Raw genomic sequence first — 18,983 nt, forward strand, 5'->3', positions numbered from 1 at the left:
ATCTGTTAGCTGTTACGTTTGCGGCTAAACCAAGGTACGTCTGCTTCGTACTTTTCAACTTGGTTTTCTACTCCTAAGGTCAAAGCAAAGAGTGCCATGCGGATCAGTACACCATTTTGTACTTGGCGGAAAATAGCGAGGTTATCGTTGCTGTTTAAGTCATTGTCTAATTCATTGGCATCGCTGCGGCTATCACGAGGCAAGGGGTGCATCAATACAGAACTCGGTTTACAGTGCGCATTGTATATGGCTTGGCTTATTCTAAAGCCGCCACGGTATTTATTGGCTTCTTCTTGTGATGGAAAACGTTCTTCCTGAATACGTGTTTGATATACGATATCAGCGGCAAGGTTACCTTCCATTTGTGAGACAAGCTCAATTTTATGACCCGCATTACTCACGCTATCTAATATGTAATCAGGCATTTGCAGGCCATCTGGCGCGACCATAGTAAAGTGTACATCTTTGTAATGACACAGTAATTTTGATAATGAGTGTACAGTGCGACCATATTTTAAATCGCCTACAAGTGCAATGTGCATACCGTCTATACCGCGCTCAAAGCGACCTAATTCACGTTCAATGGTGAGTAAGTCCAATAGTGCTTGAGTAGGGTGTTCATTTGGGCCGTCACCACCATTGATAACAGGCACATCAGAGCCTGTGGCAAATTCGCTCACGGAGCCTGCATCAGGGTGGCGCATCGCAACTGCATCAGCGTAAGCTGAGATCACACGTGCTGTGTCATAAAGCGACTCACCTTTAGCCAATGCGGAACTTTGCATACCAGTTGTCTCTCGCACCAAACCGCCGAGTAGATTAAAAGCAGTACCAAAGCTGACTCGAGTACGTGTGCTGGGTTCAAAGAATAAATTTGCTAAAATGGCCCCTTCAAGAACGCGAGTACGCTTGTGCTTTTTAGCATACGGTTCCATTTTTTTTGCGACAGTAAAGATATGTTCAATCGCTTCTCTGTCTAACTGATTGACAGAAAGAATATTTTCACCTTGGAAACTTAACATTGGGCGGTTCCTAATCACAACTTAACAACGGGTCACACGTAGCAAGGTAACCCAACCGTGATAACGCGCACATAACATCGCGGTTATTTGGCGCGCTATCATAGCATAGTTATAGATTAGGTTTGAGTATTGCGAGCAGTACAATGGCTAATAAAAGCAATACTGGAAACTCGTTGAAGTATCGATAGAAGCGGTGACTCTTTTGGTTGCGATCATGTTTAAAGTCGTTGAGCAGTTTAAAGCAATAACCATGGTAGACATACAAGGCGATCACCAGCACTAATTTGTAGTGCAGCCACATACTATGGCGGAACCATTCTCTGCCATATTCATAAATAGTCAGCACACCAAACAGCAACGTAAACAGTGCAAAAGGTGTGACAAAGTAAAGCAGTCGTCGTTCCATGATTTTGAGCATTGCAGAGCAAGATTTCTCTTCTGTCATGGCGTGATATACAAACAGTCGCGGTAGGTAAAATATACCTGCAAACCAAGCTATCATAAAAAATATATGCAGGGCTTTATAAATTAAAAGTGCGCTCATTACATCTCCATTAAAGTAAACTATTGCGTATCGTTAGAATATGTCGAATTTGGTCCCATCTTAATAAGCCCATAATTTGCTTATCATCTTTTTGGCTATAAACATATACTGCGCCGCTGCGCTTATCTTTCAAAATATCAAACGCATCAGATAAAGTGGCTTGGCTACTCAGTCCTTGCAGTGGTATATAAGAGATCCCCACACTTTGGTCACTCATTAAGCTCAAATCATATTCAGCGAGTCGATAGCCGTTTTCCTCATCATATACGATCAAAGGCGTTTGACTGTTCACTGCTGAGAGGGTTTCTTTGATTTGTTCTTTATCATCAGAGTAAAGAAGTTTAAAGTTTTCATCCATTTCTTCCATGATCCCTACTTTTTGTAAAGCCTCACTGGCAGGAGATACTTGATAGGGAAGGCCTTGAAAATCGAGTTGCTGTAAGAAAATAGAACGATTACCAAAAACTTGTAAAGCTGTGACGTAAGCGGTTGATATAACGAGCATAGCAGGAACAATGATTTGTGGGTTAGAGGTCAGTTCCATAACGGCGGTTAACGCGGCCAGTGGTGCGTGCAATGTGGCTGCGAGTAATCCTGCCATACCCAGTACACCATAGGTGCCGCTAACATCTAACTCGGGAGAGATAAACTGTGCGAAGAACGACATCAATGTGCCCATAATAACGCCCAATCCAATGACTGGACCGATTAAACCGCCGGGGATCCCTAAACCAATTGCGAACAAGGTTGCCAGTAACTTAGCAATTAAAACGGTCGTTAGTAGTTGCATATTATCGGGTGACTCGACAGCTAAACTAATCGCACTCATACCAGAGCCCATAGCCTCTGGCACCATATACCCAATTAACCCAGCGATTAGCCCTGCCAATAGCAGTCGAGGAAACATGTTCACTGATTTAAAGGTTTTGATAATTAGCATTAAGTTTTGATTAAAGCTAAATGCGATTGCGCCCAAAACAACTCCGCACACAACCAGATAAGGATAGTGCCAGAAGTCCAGTGGCGTAATACTGATTAAAGCCAGTTCACTGTCGTTACCAAATACAAACTGTGTTGCCAGTGCACCAGTCACAGCCGCTAACATGATCGGTACGAAAATATGGATTTTGTATTCTCGAAGTACCACTTCCATTACAAAAATAACGGCAGCCAGTGGCGTGTTAAATGATGCGGCAATACCCGCCGCTACCCCACAACCGGCTAATGTTCTTGCCGAGTTAAGAGGTAAATGCAGGCGGTCTGCTAATATACTCGCACCTGCAGCCCCCATGTGTACAGAAGGTCCTTCACGACCGACAGAAAAGCCGCAAATAAGCGCTGTTGCGCCTCCAAAAAATTGGTTTGCACTGTTCCATATCGGCATTTTGCCATAGTGGTGTTTAATACGATGAATAACGAATGGAATGCCTAAACGGTAGTGTTTAAAGCCAGTAAGATCTGCAAATACCGCAATCATTAAAGCACCCAAGACGGGTAATATGACACGTTGATGCTCGGCAAGTACCGAGAAATTGTCAGAAGTTTGTAAAAACAGGGCTTGGACGTTAGTGATGGTTAATCGAAAAAGGATAATCAAAATTGCAGCCAATAGCCCAGCAATAACACCTAACAAGCATAATTGTATTGACGTTTTTGGTTTGGCTAGTCGGCGCCTCAAAGTATCCAGCGACATGTTTGATTTCCCAGTCATAATAAGGACTTAAGTTTATCAAAAAAATGTCATAGCGTCCTTGCAAAGTGAATAATTAATTCGGCATTTTTTCCTCTTATTTAAACAGACACAGCACGATAACTATACTTGATTAAAATACTCGGGTATTAGATAATCCCGACATAGAATGTATAAGGGTTGAGTGAGAATGTCTGAACAGTTACCTATCCAGTTTAGTGATGCAGCAGCAAATCGAGTAAAAGAACTTATCGAAGAGGAAGAAAATCCGAACCTTAAGTTGCGGGTTTATGTAACAGGTGGTGGCTGCTCTGGTTTTCAGTATGGGTTCACGTTTGATGAAAAAGCTAACCCAGGCGATTTAGAAATTGAAAAAAATGGCGTAACCATGGTTGTTGACCCGATGAGTATTCAATATCTCATTGATGGTGTTGTAGATTACACTGAAGGGTTAGAAGGAGCTCGGTTTTTTGTCGATAACCCCAATGCAACAACGACCTGTGGTTGCGGTGCAAGCTTCAGCGTATAACCAGCGCGGTACAAAAAAAGAGCCACTTATGATAGTGGCTTTTTTTATGCCTGATGTGTAACTTGAATCATCAGTACAAAAAAACCTAATACGAAGGTGCTGAAAGCCAAAATATATATAAAGCCTTTTTTTCCCTTCTTTATTGGCACCCCATTAGTGCGTAAAAAGCAATACCATGCAAAACACAGCAAAATTGGTAATAAAAACAGCAATCGGATCATATATTTTCAGCCTATTTTTTAATTGATTTGTTAATATTAGGTGTAAGTTTATCTTTTTTAAAGAAAAATATTTTATTATTAAAAGTGGTACATTTTATAAAATTTTTGTTAAAGTTAAAGGGCCTGCTACCTAGGTAGAAACTTAAAATATATTAAGTTTTAATTAGGTGTTAAAAGAATTATAGTCTATACCTAATTTGGTACATAGGGACAAAGCAGAGCTTCCTCTTTTGTTCCTATGGTATACAATAAAGCACTTCAAATGAGACGGGCATATTTCATTTGAATTTTTTATGAATATCATCTAGTAGGAGATGTTTAATATGATGGGAAAAACGGTTTCTTCCGAAGAAAACGGTAAGCTAACTAAGTGGCTAAAGTCTAAGCGTCATGAGAAAGGTCATACAATGCGTAGCCTTGCACAGGTTTTAGGTACTCCTCACTCTTTCATCGGGAAGATTGAGAACCAAGAGCGTCGTTTAGACGTGATAGAGTTTTTACGTTATTGTGAGGCGCTTGAAGTTGACCCGTATGAGGGACTTCACCTGCTAAAAGACGAGCAGTAAGACTTGCTAAAGCAATAAGGTGCAGGGATTTGCACCTCGATCTTTTCTAAATTCAATTCTGTTATTTTCACCAACTTATCACTCGTAAGTAAACATGCATTATTTTACCGCTACTCTGCCATGATAGGCGTTTTCTATCGCATATAGCTTGTGTCGGATTAAATATAAGAAAGCCAAAGAAGGTGTCACCATAACTGCCGTTAAGGCGAAAAATAGCGCCCAGTTACCTGCGAACCAATCATCAATCACCACACCACTGTAGCTGGAGAGTACTGTGCGACCTAAACTGCTCAACGACGCCAATAAGGCGTAGTGTGTGGCACTGAAGGCTCTATCACAGAGCATGGAAATAAACGCCACCATAGCTACCAATGACCAAGCTTGGGTAAAACCATCGATAATGATCGCCAGTGCATATAAATGCTCTTTAGGGCCTGCAATGGCAATCCAAGAAAACATCAAATTAGAGGCTGCCATGGCAACACCACTTACAAATAGCCCTTTTACGATACCGTACTTGTGATTAAATACACTACCCAAAAAAGCAAATATAATCGTGATAAGGCCGGTACCTAGTTTTGAATATTGGGCTATTTGGCTGTTACTAAAGCCAACTTCTTTATAAAAGACAATCGACATTCTCGCTAAGAATGACTCGCCAATTTTGAATAAAAACACAAAAGCTAACAGTGCAAAAGCGGTTTTTACGCCATTTTTTCGAAAGAAACTTCGAAAAGGTTCGACTAAGGTGACGGCTAACCAAGCACTGAGACGGCTGATTGTTCCAGGGGCCAATTTGGCAAGCTTATTTTGGTAATCTTGCTCTAATTGTGCTTGTATGACTTCGCGAGTAGATTCAGGTTCTTTAGCAAACAAAGTGACAAGTAGCAGCATTAGCATTATGCCAGCCAAAATAATGTAGATATAAGGCCAGTCAAAGTTAGGTAAATCGGCTAAAAAGAATGGCATTGCACCGAGCAGAGCATAACCCGTCCACCACCCTGACGTTGCCATGGCTGCGGCCGCAGTGGCTTTTTCACTTTCATCTTCAGGGAGTGAGTCAATTCTAAACGCATCGATTGCGATATCATGTGTAGCTGATGCTAGCGCAATCACAAAGCATAATAGGGCTGCTAAAAACAATTGCTCTTTGAGTACAATAGTTGACATGCCAAGTGCTGCGCTTGCGGTGATCACTTGGCATAAGGCTATCCAACTGCGCCTTTGACCTAACCATTTTCCTATTAAGGGGAGTTTGATGCGGTCAAGTAATGGAGACCATAAAAAATTGACTGTGTAGGCCGCAAATACAATGCCGAACAGACCTATCATGCTACGGCTAAGCCCTTCGTCTTTTAACCATGCCGACATTACCGAGCCAATTAGCACCCATGGGAAGCCGCTGCTGATCCCCAACATAAAAATAGTTACTAGGCGTTTATCAGTATAATAGCCTAAGTATTCACGCAAACTTGCTTTGAGGATCATGTGTTTCCTTGCTGATTAGTACGGCTGAGCTTCAAGCACGCTGACATCAAAAATAACAATGGGGGTTTTAGGAATGAAGGTGTAGCCGAGTTTGCTGTTATATCCTGTTTCAACCTGCATGATTTTATCTAGCGTTTCATACCCTTCGACAACATTGCCAAACACAGCAAAGCCCCAATCTCGACCTGGATTTAAATGATCATTATCATTCATATTGAAGAAGAATTGACGAGTGCCGGAATGTGGCTTGTTATCTTGATAAGCCATTGCAACAGAGTACATATCATTTTTTAAGCCATTACCGCTTTCATTGAAAATAGGCGCACGCTCAAACATACCATCATATTCTTTGTCGTAGCCGCCACCTTGAATAACAAAGTCTGTTTCGTTGGCTTCGTCACGCTCTACACGATGAAATACTGAGCCTTTGTAATCGCCATTGATCACGTAGGTCAAGAAGTTATTTACCGTCATGGGCGCACGTGAACGGTCTAACTCAATGACAATATCGCCAAGGCTGGTAACCATTTTAACGCGTGGAAAGAGGTTATCTTTTTGCACAAATCGGCCTTCTTTATTGGCAGCGAAGCTTGAGATAGAAACCAATAAACATGATAAAAAAATGATGATGTTTTTCATTATGATCCCTGTAAAAATTGAATGAGTTCTTGATCAGATACAATGCGAGTAATGAGTAGTTCAGTCAAGTTATTGAGTTGCCCTTCAACTTTCGCTTGCTCGTGTTTTAGTGGGCCTTTGAGCTGGGCGTTTGCATGATAGCTCTTTGTAAAGCGTTTTGGGCCTTTTATAACTTCAATACTAAATTTGGCTTGAGCATGACTTTGGTGCTCAGTAAGAGACTCGGTGATTTTGGCCACAAACTCATTGATATGTAAAATGAGTTGGTTGTTAGTAACATCGGTTATTTGGACACCATTGGTTTGTAAAGCTTGTTGAAGCGTGTTACCGACAATGTTAGGTAAGGATGCATCAGGCAAATACAGTGCAGGCTCCTGCTGTAATACTCGTATGGTAAAATTGCTTATTCTGTTGTCTTCTACCTTGACTTGTAATGGTATGTTAAGGCGTGTCACCTGACCTGCAGTGTAGTTGGGGCTGAGGATCACTGTTTTTGGAGCACTGGCGCAGCCGGCTAAAAAAATAGCCAAAACAACGGTTAATAATTTCATTGCTTAACCTCTTCTTTGTGTACTGAGTACGGTAAATTTTTTATTGTTTCCTATCACCTTGGCGTTGCCAAATAAGCGCTTAAGCTTATCTTGGTAATCAAGGTGGCGATTACCGATGATCCTAAGTTCACCGCCTTTTTTCAGCACTTGTTTAGCTTGAACAAACATTTGCCAAGCAATATGGTCGGTGATTGCTTGAGCTTGGTGAAACGGAGGATTACATAACACGAGATCAGCTGAACCTGGGATGAAATCACTAAGACAATCGTTTTGCACAAACTGGCAACGCGCTAGGGCATCAGGTAAATTCTGTGAAACATTAACTTTGGCACTGGCTACAGCCATTGCTGACTCATCGACAAAAGTCAGTTCGGCATTGGGCATTTTACTGAGTGTCATGAGCCCTATTACACCGTTACCACAGCCTAAATCTATTACTTTTAAAGGCTTTTTGCCTTGGGGTAGATAGTTCATGAAAAAGCGTGCACCAATATCTAAAGAATCTCGGGAAAAGACATTAGCATGATTAGTAAGCGTAAAGTCGGTTTTTTCCAAAGGCCAGGACACGGGAAACTTGCTGCTTACAGGCTTAGCGGTTGTTTCACTAAAAACGAGGCGGGCTTTTTTGACTGCCAGACTGGTGGTTGGCTCTGTTAAAAAGTGGCTAAAGCTTTTAAGTGTTGAGGTATGGATCTCTTTTGCTTTACCGCCAGCGATGACTTTAATACCGCTGGGCAGATGACTAAGTAGCGCTAGTTGGTAAGCTAAAAACCCCGCATTTTTTGGTATCTTTATCAATACTAAGTCAACGTCATGCGGGAAATCACTTAGGCTGTCCAGATTGGTGACCTTGCTGTTATTGAGCTGGTTCTCGACCAAATTATGCTCGCACGCTTGTTGTGCAACGAACGAATCATTCACATTAATGATATGTCTTTGCTCACAGCCCATTGCTTTTAATGCACAAGTAAGTGCGCCAAAGCCATCATTGAGTACCAAAATGCGTGAAGCTTGGTTATGATGTTCCTGTACATAATCGATGAGGTATTCGTCGGCCGCATCCCATGCTTGCAGACTACGGTTTTTTTGTTCTAAAGGAAAACGGTGTAAGGTTAAGGTGTGGCCACCTAATAACGCATCAGTTGTCATAATATTGTGTAACATGTAGTGAATAGGTCAATGGTATCATGACATCGAGCCAGTCTGAACAGCTCTTGCCCCCCGGCTTTGATTATTATCCTCAGGTAATGAGCTTGTCTAAAAGTATCTCGCTTTATAGCTATTTGTGCCATCAATTAGAGTGGCAGCAGCCCAGCATTCAAGTTTACGGTAAACACCACCGAATTCCGCGTATGCAGTGTTTTATTGCTGATAAGGATGTGTCGTATGGTTATTCTAAGCAAACCTTAGCAAATACGCCTTGGCCTGAACCTCTATTGGCGATGAGAAGGCGCTTACAGCAAACATATGGTCATGAGTTTAATGCGCTACTCGCCAATTGGTATCGCAATGGTCACGATAAAATGGGATGGCATAGTGATGATGAAGCCGAACTTGGGCCACAACCATGCATTGTCTCTATCTCGCTAGGAGCTGCGCGCAAGTTTAAAATTAAGCATAAAGTAACAGGCACGCAACAGGAAATACTGTTAAAAAGTGGCAGTTGTTTAGTGATGCATGGCGATAGCCAGCTTTATTATCAACATGCGCTTCCTGTGCAAGCCAAAGTCACCGGCGGGCGAATCAATTTAACCTTTAGAACGGTTGGTCATGAACGCACAAAGGCGTATAGTAGCGCCCATAAATAAAATTTAAATGAAGGGGTTAGCATGTCGATGCAAGCACACATCCACGAAAAATTAGCGGCGGCAATTAGCTGTAAACACCTCAACGTCGTAAACGAAAGCCACATGCACTCGCGCGGTGAAGACTCACACTTTAAAGTGGTGGTAGTGAGTGAAGAGTTCATGGGAAAGCGCTTGTTACAGCGCCATCGTAAGATCAATGAAGTATTAAAAGAAGAATTGGCTAATCATATTCATGCCTTGTCAATTCATGCTTACACACCTGAAGAGTATAGTGAAAGGGCTGGGCAGACACCCGACTCACCCAATTGTTTAGGTGGTTCCAAATTTGATAACTAGCTGATCAGACCTGTATTTGTCTGATCAACCATTAAACTATGACAGTTTTTGAAAAATTATAGGATTGATTATGGTCGTTAAACCGAAAATTCGTGGTTTTATTTGTACCAATGCACACCCTCAGGGCTGTGCTGCGCACGTGCAAGAGCAAATTGCTTACGTTAAAGCGCAAGGCCCAATTGCCAATGGCCCTAAAAATGTATTGGTTATTGGTGCATCTACTGGATATGGCTTAGCTTCGCGTATCACAGCCGCTTTTGGTGCTGGCGCGAAGACATTAGGTATCTTTTTTGAAAAAGAGGGCTCTGAGCGTAAGACTGCTTCGGCAGGTTGGTACAATACTGCGGCTTTCCAGCAAGCGGCTGATGAAGCGGGTTTATGGTCAAAAAATATTAATGGTGATGCGTTTTCAGATGAAATAAAAGCAAAGACTGTTGAAACCATTAAAGCTGAAATGGGTAAAGTAGATTTAGTTATTTACAGCTTGGCTTCACCTCGTCGTACAGACCCTAAAACAGGCGAAGTTTATTCTTCAACGTTAAAGCCAATCGGCGGTGACATCACCACCAAAAACCTAAATACCTCTAAACGCGAAATCGATGAAGTAACAGTAGAAGCGGCAAATGAAGATGAAATAGCGAACACAGTGAAAGTGATGGGCGGCGAAGACTGGGAGCTTTGGATTGAAGCCCTGAAAGAAGCTGATGTATTGGCAGATAACTTCAAAACCAGTGCATATACATACATTGGTAAAGAGCTTACTTGGCCTATCTATGGTCATGCAACGATTGGTAAAGCCAAAGAAGACTTAGACCGTGCAACCGCTGCTATCAAAGAATCAACAGCTGCGTTAAACGGTGAAGCGTATGTGTCATCATTAAATGCAGTGGTAACGCAAGCAAGTTCGGCAATTCCTATTATGCCTTTATATATATCTGCACTATTCAAAGTGATGAAAGCAGATGGTACTTATGAGGGCACGATTGAGCAGATTAATGCGCTATTTCGTGAAAACCTATACGGTGAAACGCCGCGTTTTGACGAAGGCGGCCATTTGTTCCAAAACTACAAAGAGCTTGAAGATGATGTGCAGGCGCGTGTTCAGCACATTTGGGACACAGTTAAAACTGACACTATTGATGAGCTAACGGATTACGTGGGTTATCATAACGAGTTTTTACGCCTATTTGGTTTTGGCATTGATGAAATCGATTACGAGCAAGACGTCAACCCTGACGTAGCAATCAATAATCTAATCTAACTAAGTCACTCACACTTAGATAAAGCGGCTAGTTTCAGCATCATTTTATGATGACTGATTAGCCGTTTTTTAATGTCCTTTTTTCGTATGATAGTTTGCATTTTAAAGCTTGAGCGATATCGTATGCAGGCTTGCTGATAAAAGGAATTATAACGTTATGCAACCAATAGACCCCCTTAGCTCATTTATTTCTTATTTATCTCCTCAATGTGAAGTCTTTGCCCATGTTCAGCTCAAAGCACCTTGGGGTATTCACGAAGTAGAACAAAATTATTGCTATTTTAGTTTTGTAAAAGAAGGCACTTGTATCGTTGAGTTAGCCGATGGCCGGGCAGTGCAACTCAGCGCAGGAAAACTGCTGTTATTACCATATGGCCATGAACATCAAATGATGAGTGGACAGGGTATACCTTGCAAATCGGCAGATGATTTGTTTGCTGGGAAATCACGTGAAGAAGTTGAAAATATGGTGATAGGAGGGCATGGAGAGAGTTGCTCAATGATGTGTGGCTATCTCGTTTTTTCACTTATCCAATATTGGGGGAGAGATCACTTGTGTGGTGCTTTACCAGAGTTGCTGGTTATTGATGTCGCACCACAAAGCAGGCTGAGTTGTGTTTTATGTTGGTTATATGAAGAAAATAGCTTGATGGCACAAGGTTCTGCATTAGCGCACAAAGCGCTCTTAGAGTTACTTTTATTAGAGGTATTACGTGGTTTAAAGCATATCGAAAGAGCGCCTAGTTGGTTAAAAGCCTTGCATGATAGGCATTTGGCCCCGGTACTTGTTGCGTTGCAAAGCCAACTTACAAGGGAGTGGAATGTTGAACAGCTCGCTCAAGTTGCGGCTTTATCGAAATCATCATTTTGTAGCCGCTTTAAATGTATAACTGGCATATCTCCTTTGCAGTTTGTACGTCAATGGCGCTGCTTGGAAGCGGCTAAATTATTGGTTTCTACTAACTACTCGCTCAAAAAGATAGTTCAAGAGTGCGGTTTTCAGTCTGTGGATGTATTGATAAGAAATTTCCGCCAATTTCATAACACAACGCCAAATCAATATCGTAAAGCACGCCGTGATGAGCGCATTGTTGCAAAGTCGACGATTTAACCCTATTTATCGATGATTTTTCCTTTTGCTAGATCAATGACTAGTTATCTTTTTACGGCTTAATTAGCCTTGTTTCTAATATTAAAATACTTAGCAAGGTTGTTCATTATGATAGAAAAATCAGTGTTAATTACAGGTGGTACGGGAAATATCGGCAGTGCCGTGGTTGAAGAGCTTCTTACATTCGGTTACGAGGTAAAGGTATTGTGCAAAGATGCTGCAAGCGCGCTTAAAGCAAAAAGTATGGGAGCGCTACCCGTAAGAGGAGCTTTGCAGAATGCCTCGGATTGGCAAAGCCACATTGAAACATGTGCTGCACTAATTCATACCGCATGCACGTTTGATGAGCAAATGGGTAAGGTCGATTATGACTTTTTAGAAAATATCGCTTGGCACGCAGCTCATCGCCCAGAGCCTCTTATCTTTTTATACACATCAGGATGCTGGACCTACGGCAGCCATCAACAAGTCATTTGTGAAAAGACGCAAAAATCTAGCACTGCAGATTTTCGGTGGATGTTAGATAGTATTGAGTTTTTGTCTAGGCAAAAAGGTATCGAATTGCGCGTTGTGAGCCCTACCAATGTGGTTAGTGAGCAAAGCCAGTTTTTGCCACCTATATTGTTGTGGGAAATGGAACGGTGTGGGCATCCGGTTATGCCGCAAGGGGAGGAGCAAACTTGGTCTTTGATTGAAAGGAGAAATCTTGCGCAGTTATATCGTTTAGTACTAGAAAATGGACGCTCGGGTGAGGAGTATATTGGTAGTGCGGAACATCAAGCCCCCATTAAGAGATTACTTGAAAACCTTTCGAGCGAAAGAATTGAAACTGGCGCATTGGCGTGTTGGGCTCGTTTTTATGGGCGCTGGGTTGAGGGCTATGGATTAACTCAGGTTTTTTCTAGTGATAAAGCAATCGAGGAGCTTGGTTGGCGGCCTAAAAAATTTGTAGCGCAGGCACTTAACACCCCAACTAAATCGAACTTCAAGTAACAAGGTATGGTGATATCGCAACAGTAGTGGCTCTGCTGGTGAAACTGACTATGTATGGTAAAAAGATTAAGGCTGTTTAATTGCTAACTAACAAAGGAGCAATTATAGAAAAGCAATCTTATACTCATAGCGTGACACACTTTCTATTGTGCTACTTTAGTCTATACTGCTCTCATTGCTCGCTACAAAGCCGATGAAAGGCATATAAATTTTGTATTTCCACTCGCATAGTCTGGGTGATTAATGTTAAAATCACAGAAATATGTGAGAACACAACTACGATGCTTGTGCGATATTCGTTCAGGTGGCTCTTTGATACCAACAAAATATGAGGCACAAGCGCCGTGGTGATTAAAGATTTTTCAATTTCTTTCCGTTAATGTAATGCAAGTGCGTATGATCAACATAAAAAAAGGTCTGGACTTACCCATAGAGGGCGCGCCTCAGCAAGTGATTCATGATGGTTCTGCCGTCAAACGAGTTGCTGTGCTTGGCGAAGAGTTTATCGGTATGCGTCCTACCATGCATGTTCGTGTGGATGACCAAGTCAAAAAAGGCCAAGTTCTTTTTGAAGATAAAAAGAACCCAGGCGTCAAGTTTACTGCACCAGCTGCTGGTGTAGTTAAAGAAATCAACCGTGGTGCTAAGCGTGTACTGCAATCCGTAGTGATTGAAGTGCAAGGCAACGAGCAAATCACTTTTGACAAGTTCTCTGCTGCAGAATTAAGCAACTTAGAGCGTGACAAAGTGAAAGAATTGCTTGTTGAGTCAGGTCAATGGCCTGCGCTAAGAGCACGTCCTTTTAGCAAAGTAGCTGCAATTGATGCAACACCAAGTTCTATCTTCGTGACTGCAATCGATACCAACCCGTTAGCTGCGGATCCAGCTGTGATTATTGCTGAAAATGTGGAAGCATTTGAAGCAGGTCTTGCAGTTGTATCTCGTTTGACTGATGGCAAAGTATTCGTTTGTAAGCAAGCAGGTAGCAAGGTGCCAAGTTCATCACTTTCACAAGTTGAAGTGCATGAATTTGCCGGTGTTCACCCAGCAGGCTTAGTGGGTACTCACATCCATCATCTAGACCCTGTATCTGCCCATAAGCAGGTATGGCACTTAGGTTATCAAGATGTGATTGCATTTGGTCAGCTATTTTTAACTGGCGAAATTAACGCAGAACGAGTGATCTCTTTAGCTGGTCCTCGCGTTAAAAATCCTCGTCTAGTTAAGACCCAAGTAGGTGCGTCGTTAACAGATTTAGTTGCAGGCGAGCTTGAAGACGGTGATAACCGAGTCATTTCTGGCTCTGTGTTAGCTGGTAAAACAGCAACCGGCCCTCATGCTTTCCTTGGTCGTTACCATGTTCAAGTATCTGTATTACTTGAAGGTCGCGAGAAAGAACTATTCGGTTGGATTGCACCAGGTAGTGATAAGTTCTCAGTAACACGTACATTTATTTCACACTTAGCGCCAAGTCGTTTGTTTAAGATGACAACATCGACGGGTGGTTCTAAGCGTGCGATGGTACCAATCGGTAACTATGAGCGTGTTATGCCACTCGATATCTTACCAACTCCATTATTACGTGACCTAATTGCACGTGACTTGGATAGTGCGATTTCGTTGGGCGCATTAGAGCTAGATGAAGAAGATTTAGCGCTATGTACCTTCGTATGTCCTGGCAAGTATGAGTACGGTTCAATCCTGCGCGATTGCCTGACTACTATCGAGAAGGAAGGTTAAAAAATGGCCTTAAAGAAATTTTTAGAAGACATTGAACCTCACTTTGAACCAGGTGGTAAACATGAAAAGTGGTATGCACTGTATGAAGCAGTGGCGACCATTTTTTATACGCCTGGTTATGTAAACAAAGGGGCAACTCACGTACGTGATAACATCGACCTAAAACGTATTATGATTTTAGTGTGGATGGCAACGTTCCCAGCTATGTTCTTTGGTATGTTCAACATCGGTCATCAGGCTGCAATTGCGCTTGGTAACGGTTTTGAACTTGCTAATACATGGCAAGTGGCGATTTTCCAAGCGCTGGGTGGTGAATTAACCGCACAAGCGGGTTGGGGCGCTAAGATGTTTTACGGTGCATGTTTCTATTTACCGATTTACGCAACTGTGTTTGCTGTAGGTGGTTTTTGGGAAGTTCTATTTGCGTCAATCCGTAAGCACGAAGTTAACGAAGGTTTCTTCGTAACGTCAGTACTATTTTCGTTGATTCTTCCTGCAACTATTCCGCTTTGGCAAGCAGCACTAGGTATTACTTTTGGTGTTGTTATTGCAAAAGAGGTATTTGGTGGTACAGGTCGTAACTTCTTAAACCCTGCGCTTGCTGGCCGTGCATTTTTATTCTTTGCATACCCTGCAAACATCTCAGGTGATACGGTATGGACAGCAGTAGATTCTTTCTCTGGTGCAACTTACTTAGGTCAAGCTGCTCAAGGTGCTCTAGATTTCAATAACATGGTGCTTTGGTGGGATGCATTCTATGGCTTCATTCAAGGTTCTATGGGTGAAACGTCAACACTTGCGCTTATGATCGGCGGTTTCTTCTTAATGTATGTTCGCATTGCTTCATGGCGTATTGTGCTAGGTGTATTCCTAGGTATGGTTGCAATGGCAAGCTTATTTAATGCATTAGGGTCAGACACTAACGCTGCATTTGCAATGCCTTGGTATTGGCACTTAGTGGTAGGTGGGTTTGCATTTGGTATGTTCTTTATGGCGACTGACCCAGTTTCTGCGTCTTTCACTAATAAAGGTAAATTTGCATACGGTGCATTAATTGGTGTGATGGTGGTATTAATCCGTGTGGTTAACCCGGCATACCCAGAAGGCATGATGTTAGCAATACTATTCGCTAACCTATTTGCTCCGCTATTCGACCACTTTGTTGTGCAGTCTAATGTTAAGAGGAGATTAGCACGTGTCTAGTAACAATGAATCTATAGGCAAAACGTTAGGCGTTGTTGTTGGCCTGTGTTTAGTATGTGCGATCGTTGTATCTGTTGCGTCAGTACAGTTACGCCCTCTACAACAAGCTAACAAAATCCAAGATATTCAGCGTAACATTTTGAAGGCTGCTGGCTTTAAAGATGTTGAAAATGTTAAAGAAACATTTGACGCTAACATTGAATCTCGTGTAATTGATATGAAAACGGGTGAGTTTGTAGATGTTGACCCACTTTCATTCGATTTTGAGATGACAAAGTATGACAGCGAGCGCAGCTTTGCTCTTGAGAAAGAGGAAGATGTAGCTGGTATCCAGCGAATGACTCATAACTCACCAGTTTACCTTGTTAAAGGTAATGGTGATGATGTTTCGACTGTTATTTTACCTATCCAAGGCTATGGCCTTTGGGGCATCATGTTTGGCTTTTTAGCAATGGATGATGATGGTCAAACTATTAAAGCGATTCAGTTCTATAAGCACAAAGAAACTGCGGGTCTAGGTGGTGAAATCGAGAACCCTAAGTGGACAGCAACGTGGGAAGGTAAGCAACTTCCGATTGATATCGTTAAAGGTACGGCTGGCAACAACGAGCATAAGATTGATGGCTTATCAGGTGCTACTTTGACCTCAAACGGTGTAGATAACACGATTGACTTTTGGACTAGTAACAAAGGTTTTGGTCCATTCCTTGCGAAAGTACGTAAAGGAGCATTGAACTAATGGCTAACACTAAAGAAATGAAAGAAGTCTTGTTTGGCCCTGTCTTTGCGAATAACCCAATTGCCCTTCAGGTACTGGGTATTTGTTCGGCACTGGCAGTAACATCAAGCCTTAAGAATGCATTGATCATGTCAATTGCTTTGACATTAGTAACTGCTTTCTCAAGCTTATTCATCTCTATGATGCGTAATCACATTCCGTCGAGTGTACGTATCATCGTGCAGATGACTATCATCGCATCACTGGTAATTGTTGTTGACCAGGTATTGCAAGCGGTTGTCTACTCAACGGCTAAAGAGCTTTCAACCTTTATCGGTTTGATCATTACTAACTGTATTGTAATGGGTCGTGCTGAAGCTTATGCAATGAAGTCGCCACCAGTAATGTCTTTCTTAGATGGTATTGGTAATGGTTTAGGCTACTCTGTAGTGCTTTTAACAGTTGGTTTTGTGCGTGAGTTATTTGGCGCTGGCACCTTATTTGGTGTTGAAATCTTACCTCTAGTTTCTGATGGTGGCTGGTACCGTCCTATGGGTCTACTAATTATGCCATTTAGCTCGTTCTTCTTGGTGGGTATCTTCATTTGGATACTTCGCACATACAAGAAAGATCAAGTAGAAGCGAAGGCATAAGGGGAGAAAGATGGAACAATATATTAGCTTATTCGTGAAAGCGGTTTTTGTTGAAAACTTAGCTTTATCTTTCTTCTTAGGTATGTGTACATTCTTGGCGGTATCTAAGAAAGTAACGACATCACTAGGATTAGGTGTTGCGGTAATTTTTGTACTAGGTGTGGCTGTTCCAGTGAACAACCTAGTGTATTACGCAGTATTGGCACCAGGTGCGCTTGAGTGGTTAGGCTTTGCTGAAGCTGACTTAAGCTTCTTACGCTTTTTGACCTTTATCGGTGTAATTGCAGCACTTGTACAGATCCTAGAAATGGCGCTAGACAAGTTTTTCCCTGCGCTTTACAACGCACTGGGCATCTTCTTACCACTTATCACTGTAAACTGTGCAATCTTTGGTGCGGTTTCATTCATGGTTGAGCGTAACCTTAACTTTGGTGAGTCTGTGGTATTTGGTATTGGTTCTGGTGTGGGCTGGGCATTAGCAATCGTATTGCTTGCTGGTATCCGTGAAAAAATGAAATATGCAGACGTGCCAGATGGTCTTCGTGGTTTAGGTATTACCTTTATCACTGTTGGCTTGATGGGTTTTGGCTTTATGTCATTCTCTGGTATTTCACTGTAAAAGGTAGCGAGGAAAAATCATGCTTGAGGTATATTTAGGCGTAGGGATGTTCATTGCTATCGTTGTTATCTTAGTTTTAGTTATTATTGCGGCTAAATCTAAGTTAGTAGCAAGCGGTGACATCAAAATTGGTATTAATGGTGATGAAGACAAGGCAATTACTACATCAGCTGGTAGTAAATTACTTGGTGCTTTAGCAGATGCGGGTATCTTCGTATCATCAGCGTGTGGTGGCGGTGGCTCATGTGGTCAGTGTCGCGTACATATCAAAGAAGGTGGTGGTGATATTCTACCAACCGAACTTGACCACATCTCTAAAGGTGAAGCACGTGAAGGCTGTCGTCTAGCGTGTCAGGTTAACGTTAAAAACGACATGGAAATTGAACTAGAAGAGTCAATCTTCGGTGTTAAAAAATGGGAATGTACGGTTATCTCTAACGATAACAAGGCAACCTTCATCAAGGAGCTTAAACTGGCTATTCCTGATGGTGAATCAGTACCTTTCCGTGCCGGTGGTTATATTCAGATTGAAGCGCCAGCTCACCATGTTAAATACGCAGACTTCGATATTCCAGAAGAGTATCGCCCAGATTGGGAGCGTTTTGGCTTCTTTAATCTTGAGTCTAAAGTGGATGACGAAACAATTCGTGCATACTCAATGGCTAACTACCCTGAAGAGTTTGGCATTATCATGCTTAACGTACGTATTGCGACTCCGCCGCCAAATAACTTGTCATTACCTTGTGGTAAAATGTCATCGTACATTTGGTCACTTAAAGAAGGTGACAAAGTAACGATTTCTGGTCCATTTGGTGAATTCTTCGCTAAAGATACTGATGCAGAAATGGTATTTGTTGGTGGTGGTGCGGGTATGGCACCAATGCGTTCACATATTTTCGACCAGCTTAAGCGTCTTAACTCTAAGCGTAAGATGTCTTTCTGGTATGGTGCGCGTTCTAAGCGTGAAATGTTCTACGTTGAAGACTTCGATGGCCTAGCGGCTGAGAACGACAACTTCGTATGGCACACGGCATTGTCAGATCCACAACCAGAAGATAATTGGGAAGGTTACACAGGCTTCATCCATAACGTGCTTTATGAAAACTACTTGAAAGATCATGAAGCGCCAGAAGATTGTGAGTTCTACATGTGTGGTCCTCCAATGATGAACGCGGCTGTGATCAACATGCTAAAAGACTTAGGTGTAGAAGAAGAAAACATCTTACTTGATGACTTCGGTGGCTAATAAGTTTTTAGTTATGATCCAAAACACAGTTTTGCGATAAAATAT

General features: G+C 42.1%; 20 protein-coding genes. 13 read left to right on the forward strand and 7 right to left on the reverse strand.

Annotated elements, in window-relative coordinates:
- Positions 1–5 precede the first annotated feature (5 nt).
- The 3 genes from GDK41_RS03465 to GDK41_RS03475 form a co-directional block, all read right to left on the reverse strand.
- Positions 6–1,022, reverse strand: coding sequence for an aspartate carbamoyltransferase (locus GDK41_RS03465; RefSeq protein ID WP_152085108.1), 1,017 nt, complete (start codon positions 1,020–1,022; stop codon positions 6–8).
- Positions 1,023–1,131: 109 nt separating this feature from the next.
- The gene (locus tag GDK41_RS03470; protein WP_152085109.1) at positions 1,132–1,566 is read right to left on the reverse strand and encodes a CopD family protein; all 435 of its coding nucleotides are present in this window, start codon (positions 1,564–1,566) and stop codon (positions 1,132–1,134) included.
- Positions 1,567–1,576: 10 nt separating this feature from the next.
- Positions 1,577–3,259, reverse strand: a complete 1,683-nt coding sequence (locus GDK41_RS03475) for a chloride channel protein (RefSeq protein WP_152085110.1) — start codon at positions 3,257–3,259, stop codon at positions 1,577–1,579.
- A gap of 187 nt (positions 3,260–3,446) precedes the next feature.
- Between GDK41_RS03475 and erpA the strand changes: the two genes are divergently transcribed.
- Positions 3,447–3,785 (forward strand): iron-sulfur cluster insertion protein ErpA, encoded by a 339-nt coding sequence (gene erpA, locus GDK41_RS03480; protein WP_152085111.1) that lies wholly within the window; start codon positions 3,447–3,449, stop codon positions 3,783–3,785.
- Positions 3,786–4,329: 544 nt separating this feature from the next.
- The gene (locus tag GDK41_RS03485) at positions 4,330–4,572 is read left to right on the forward strand and encodes a helix-turn-helix domain-containing protein (RefSeq protein WP_070983810.1); all 243 of its coding nucleotides are present in this window, start codon (positions 4,330–4,332) and stop codon (positions 4,570–4,572) included.
- 99 nt (positions 4,573–4,671) lie between these two features.
- On the opposite strand, the gene GDK41_RS03490 is transcribed toward GDK41_RS03485, so the two are convergent.
- Genes GDK41_RS03490 through GDK41_RS03505 form a run of 4 tightly spaced genes read right to left on the reverse strand, consistent with a single transcriptional unit; the run spans position 4,672 to position 8,399 of the window.
- Entirely contained in the window at positions 4,672–6,060 is a 1,389-nt protein-coding gene (locus GDK41_RS03490) for an AmpG family muropeptide MFS transporter (protein WP_152085112.1), read from the reverse strand.
- Positions 6,061–6,075: 15 nt separating this feature from the next.
- Positions 6,076–6,699, reverse strand: a complete 624-nt coding sequence (locus tag GDK41_RS03495) for a peptidylprolyl isomerase (RefSeq protein WP_152085113.1) — start codon at positions 6,697–6,699, stop codon at positions 6,076–6,078.
- A complete protein-coding gene (locus GDK41_RS03500; protein ID WP_152085114.1) occupies positions 6,699–7,250 on the reverse strand; it encodes a YajG family lipoprotein in 552 nt (183 codons plus the stop codon). The genes GDK41_RS03495 and GDK41_RS03500 overlap by 1 nt, the downstream gene beginning before the upstream one ends.
- A gap of 3 nt (positions 7,251–7,253) precedes the next feature.
- The gene (locus GDK41_RS03505; RefSeq protein ID WP_152085115.1) at positions 7,254–8,399 is read right to left on the reverse strand and encodes a methyltransferase; all 1,146 of its coding nucleotides are present in this window, start codon (positions 8,397–8,399) and stop codon (positions 7,254–7,256) included.
- Positions 8,400–8,437: 38 nt separating this feature from the next.
- Here GDK41_RS03505 and GDK41_RS03510 point away from each other — a divergent pair, with 38 nt between their 5' ends.
- From GDK41_RS03510 to nqrF, 11 genes are all read left to right on the forward strand, one after another.
- The gene (locus GDK41_RS03510) at positions 8,438–9,058 is read left to right on the forward strand and encodes an alpha-ketoglutarate-dependent dioxygenase AlkB family protein (RefSeq protein WP_152085116.1); all 621 of its coding nucleotides are present in this window, start codon (positions 8,438–8,440) and stop codon (positions 9,056–9,058) included.
- A 21-nt stretch (positions 9,059–9,079) separates the two neighbouring features.
- Positions 9,080–9,394: a BolA family protein gene (locus tag GDK41_RS03515; protein ID WP_152085117.1), complete on the forward strand. Its 315-nt coding sequence runs from the start codon at positions 9,080–9,082 to the stop codon at positions 9,392–9,394.
- 70 nt (positions 9,395–9,464) lie between these two features.
- A complete protein-coding gene (gene fabV / locus GDK41_RS03520; protein WP_152085118.1) occupies positions 9,465–10,655 on the forward strand; it encodes an enoyl-ACP reductase FabV in 1,191 nt (396 codons plus the stop codon).
- A gap of 157 nt (positions 10,656–10,812) precedes the next feature.
- On the forward strand, positions 10,813–11,766 hold the full coding sequence (locus GDK41_RS03525; RefSeq protein ID WP_152085119.1) for an AraC family transcriptional regulator: 954 nt from the start codon (positions 10,813–10,815) through the stop codon (positions 11,764–11,766).
- 108 nt (positions 11,767–11,874) lie between these two features.
- Positions 11,875–12,759 carry an NAD-dependent epimerase/dehydratase family protein gene (locus GDK41_RS03530; RefSeq protein ID WP_152085120.1) on the forward strand — a complete coding sequence of 295 codons (885 nt, stop codon included), beginning with the start codon at positions 11,875–11,877 and terminating at the stop codon, positions 12,757–12,759.
- Positions 12,760–13,155: 396 nt separating this feature from the next.
- A complete protein-coding gene (locus tag GDK41_RS03535) occupies positions 13,156–14,499 on the forward strand; it encodes a Na(+)-translocating NADH-quinone reductase subunit A (RefSeq protein WP_152085121.1) in 1,344 nt (447 codons plus the stop codon).
- A gap of 3 nt (positions 14,500–14,502) precedes the next feature.
- Complete coding sequence (locus tag GDK41_RS03540; RefSeq protein WP_152085122.1) at positions 14,503–15,702, forward strand: NADH:ubiquinone reductase (Na(+)-transporting) subunit B; 1,200 nt, start codon at positions 14,503–14,505, stop codon at positions 15,700–15,702.
- A complete protein-coding gene (locus tag GDK41_RS03545; RefSeq protein WP_152085123.1) occupies positions 15,695–16,441 on the forward strand; it encodes a Na(+)-translocating NADH-quinone reductase subunit C in 747 nt (248 codons plus the stop codon). The genes GDK41_RS03540 and GDK41_RS03545 overlap by 8 nt, the downstream gene beginning before the upstream one ends.
- Entirely contained in the window at positions 16,441–17,073 is a 633-nt protein-coding gene (locus GDK41_RS03550) for an NADH:ubiquinone reductase (Na(+)-transporting) subunit D (protein ID WP_152085124.1), read from the forward strand. The genes GDK41_RS03545 and GDK41_RS03550 overlap by 1 nt, the downstream gene beginning before the upstream one ends.
- Before the next feature lie 10 nt (positions 17,074–17,083).
- Positions 17,084–17,692, forward strand: coding sequence for an NADH:ubiquinone reductase (Na(+)-transporting) subunit E (gene nqrE, locus GDK41_RS03555; protein ID WP_070983820.1), 609 nt, complete (start codon positions 17,084–17,086; stop codon positions 17,690–17,692).
- A gap of 19 nt (positions 17,693–17,711) precedes the next feature.
- Entirely contained in the window at positions 17,712–18,938 is a 1,227-nt protein-coding gene (gene nqrF / locus GDK41_RS03560; RefSeq protein WP_152085125.1) for an NADH:ubiquinone reductase (Na(+)-transporting) subunit F, read from the forward strand.
- Positions 18,939–18,983 lie beyond the last annotated feature (45 nt).

Origin of the sequence: Pseudoalteromonas sp. A25 (assembly GCF_009176705.1) — a bacterium.
In the GTDB taxonomy this organism is placed as follows: domain Bacteria; phylum Pseudomonadota; class Gammaproteobacteria; order Enterobacterales; family Alteromonadaceae; genus Pseudoalteromonas.

What these genes read in the sequence shown, in the direction of transcription:
- GDK41_RS03475 (WP_152085110.1), bottom strand. Translation starts at nt 3,259, where the DNA reads ATGTCGCTGGATACTTTGAGGCGCCGACTAGCCAAACCAAAAACGTCA.
- GDK41_RS03485 (WP_070983810.1), top strand. Translation starts at nt 4,330, where the DNA reads ATGATGGGAAAAACGGTTTCTTCCGAAGAAAACGGTAAGCTAACTAAG.
- erpA (WP_152085111.1), top strand. Translation starts at nt 3,447, where the DNA reads ATGTCTGAACAGTTACCTATCCAGTTTAGTGATGCAGCAGCAAATCGA.
- nqrE (WP_070983820.1), top strand. Translation starts at nt 17,084, where the DNA reads ATGGAACAATATATTAGCTTATTCGTGAAAGCGGTTTTTGTTGAAAAC.
- GDK41_RS03510 (WP_152085116.1), top strand. Translation starts at nt 8,438, where the DNA reads ATGACATCGAGCCAGTCTGAACAGCTCTTGCCCCCCGGCTTTGATTAT.
- GDK41_RS03490 (WP_152085112.1), bottom strand. Translation starts at nt 6,060, where the DNA reads ATGATCCTCAAAGCAAGTTTGCGTGAATACTTAGGCTATTATACTGAT.
- GDK41_RS03470 (WP_152085109.1), bottom strand. Translation starts at nt 1,566, where the DNA reads ATGAGCGCACTTTTAATTTATAAAGCCCTGCATATATTTTTTATGATA.
- GDK41_RS03515 (WP_152085117.1), top strand. Translation starts at nt 9,080, where the DNA reads ATGTCGATGCAAGCACACATCCACGAAAAATTAGCGGCGGCAATTAGC.
- GDK41_RS03550 (WP_152085124.1), top strand. Translation starts at nt 16,441, where the DNA reads ATGGCTAACACTAAAGAAATGAAAGAAGTCTTGTTTGGCCCTGTCTTT.
- GDK41_RS03505 (WP_152085115.1), bottom strand. Translation starts at nt 8,399, where the DNA reads ATGACAACTGATGCGTTATTAGGTGGCCACACCTTAACCTTACACCGT.
- GDK41_RS03535 (WP_152085121.1), top strand. Translation starts at nt 13,156, where the DNA reads ATGATCAACATAAAAAAAGGTCTGGACTTACCCATAGAGGGCGCGCCT.
- nqrF (WP_152085125.1), top strand. Translation starts at nt 17,712, where the DNA reads ATGCTTGAGGTATATTTAGGCGTAGGGATGTTCATTGCTATCGTTGTT.
- GDK41_RS03540 (WP_152085122.1), top strand. Translation starts at nt 14,503, where the DNA reads ATGGCCTTAAAGAAATTTTTAGAAGACATTGAACCTCACTTTGAACCA.
- GDK41_RS03495 (WP_152085113.1), bottom strand. Translation starts at nt 6,699, where the DNA reads ATGAAAAACATCATCATTTTTTTATCATGTTTATTGGTTTCTATCTCA.
- GDK41_RS03525 (WP_152085119.1), top strand. Translation starts at nt 10,813, where the DNA reads ATGCAACCAATAGACCCCCTTAGCTCATTTATTTCTTATTTATCTCCT.
- GDK41_RS03465 (WP_152085108.1), bottom strand. Translation starts at nt 1,022, where the DNA reads ATGTTAAGTTTCCAAGGTGAAAATATTCTTTCTGTCAATCAGTTAGAC.
- GDK41_RS03500 (WP_152085114.1), bottom strand. Translation starts at nt 7,250, where the DNA reads ATGAAATTATTAACCGTTGTTTTGGCTATTTTTTTAGCCGGCTGCGCC.
- GDK41_RS03530 (WP_152085120.1), top strand. Translation starts at nt 11,875, where the DNA reads ATGATAGAAAAATCAGTGTTAATTACAGGTGGTACGGGAAATATCGGC.
- fabV (WP_152085118.1), top strand. Translation starts at nt 9,465, where the DNA reads ATGGTCGTTAAACCGAAAATTCGTGGTTTTATTTGTACCAATGCACAC.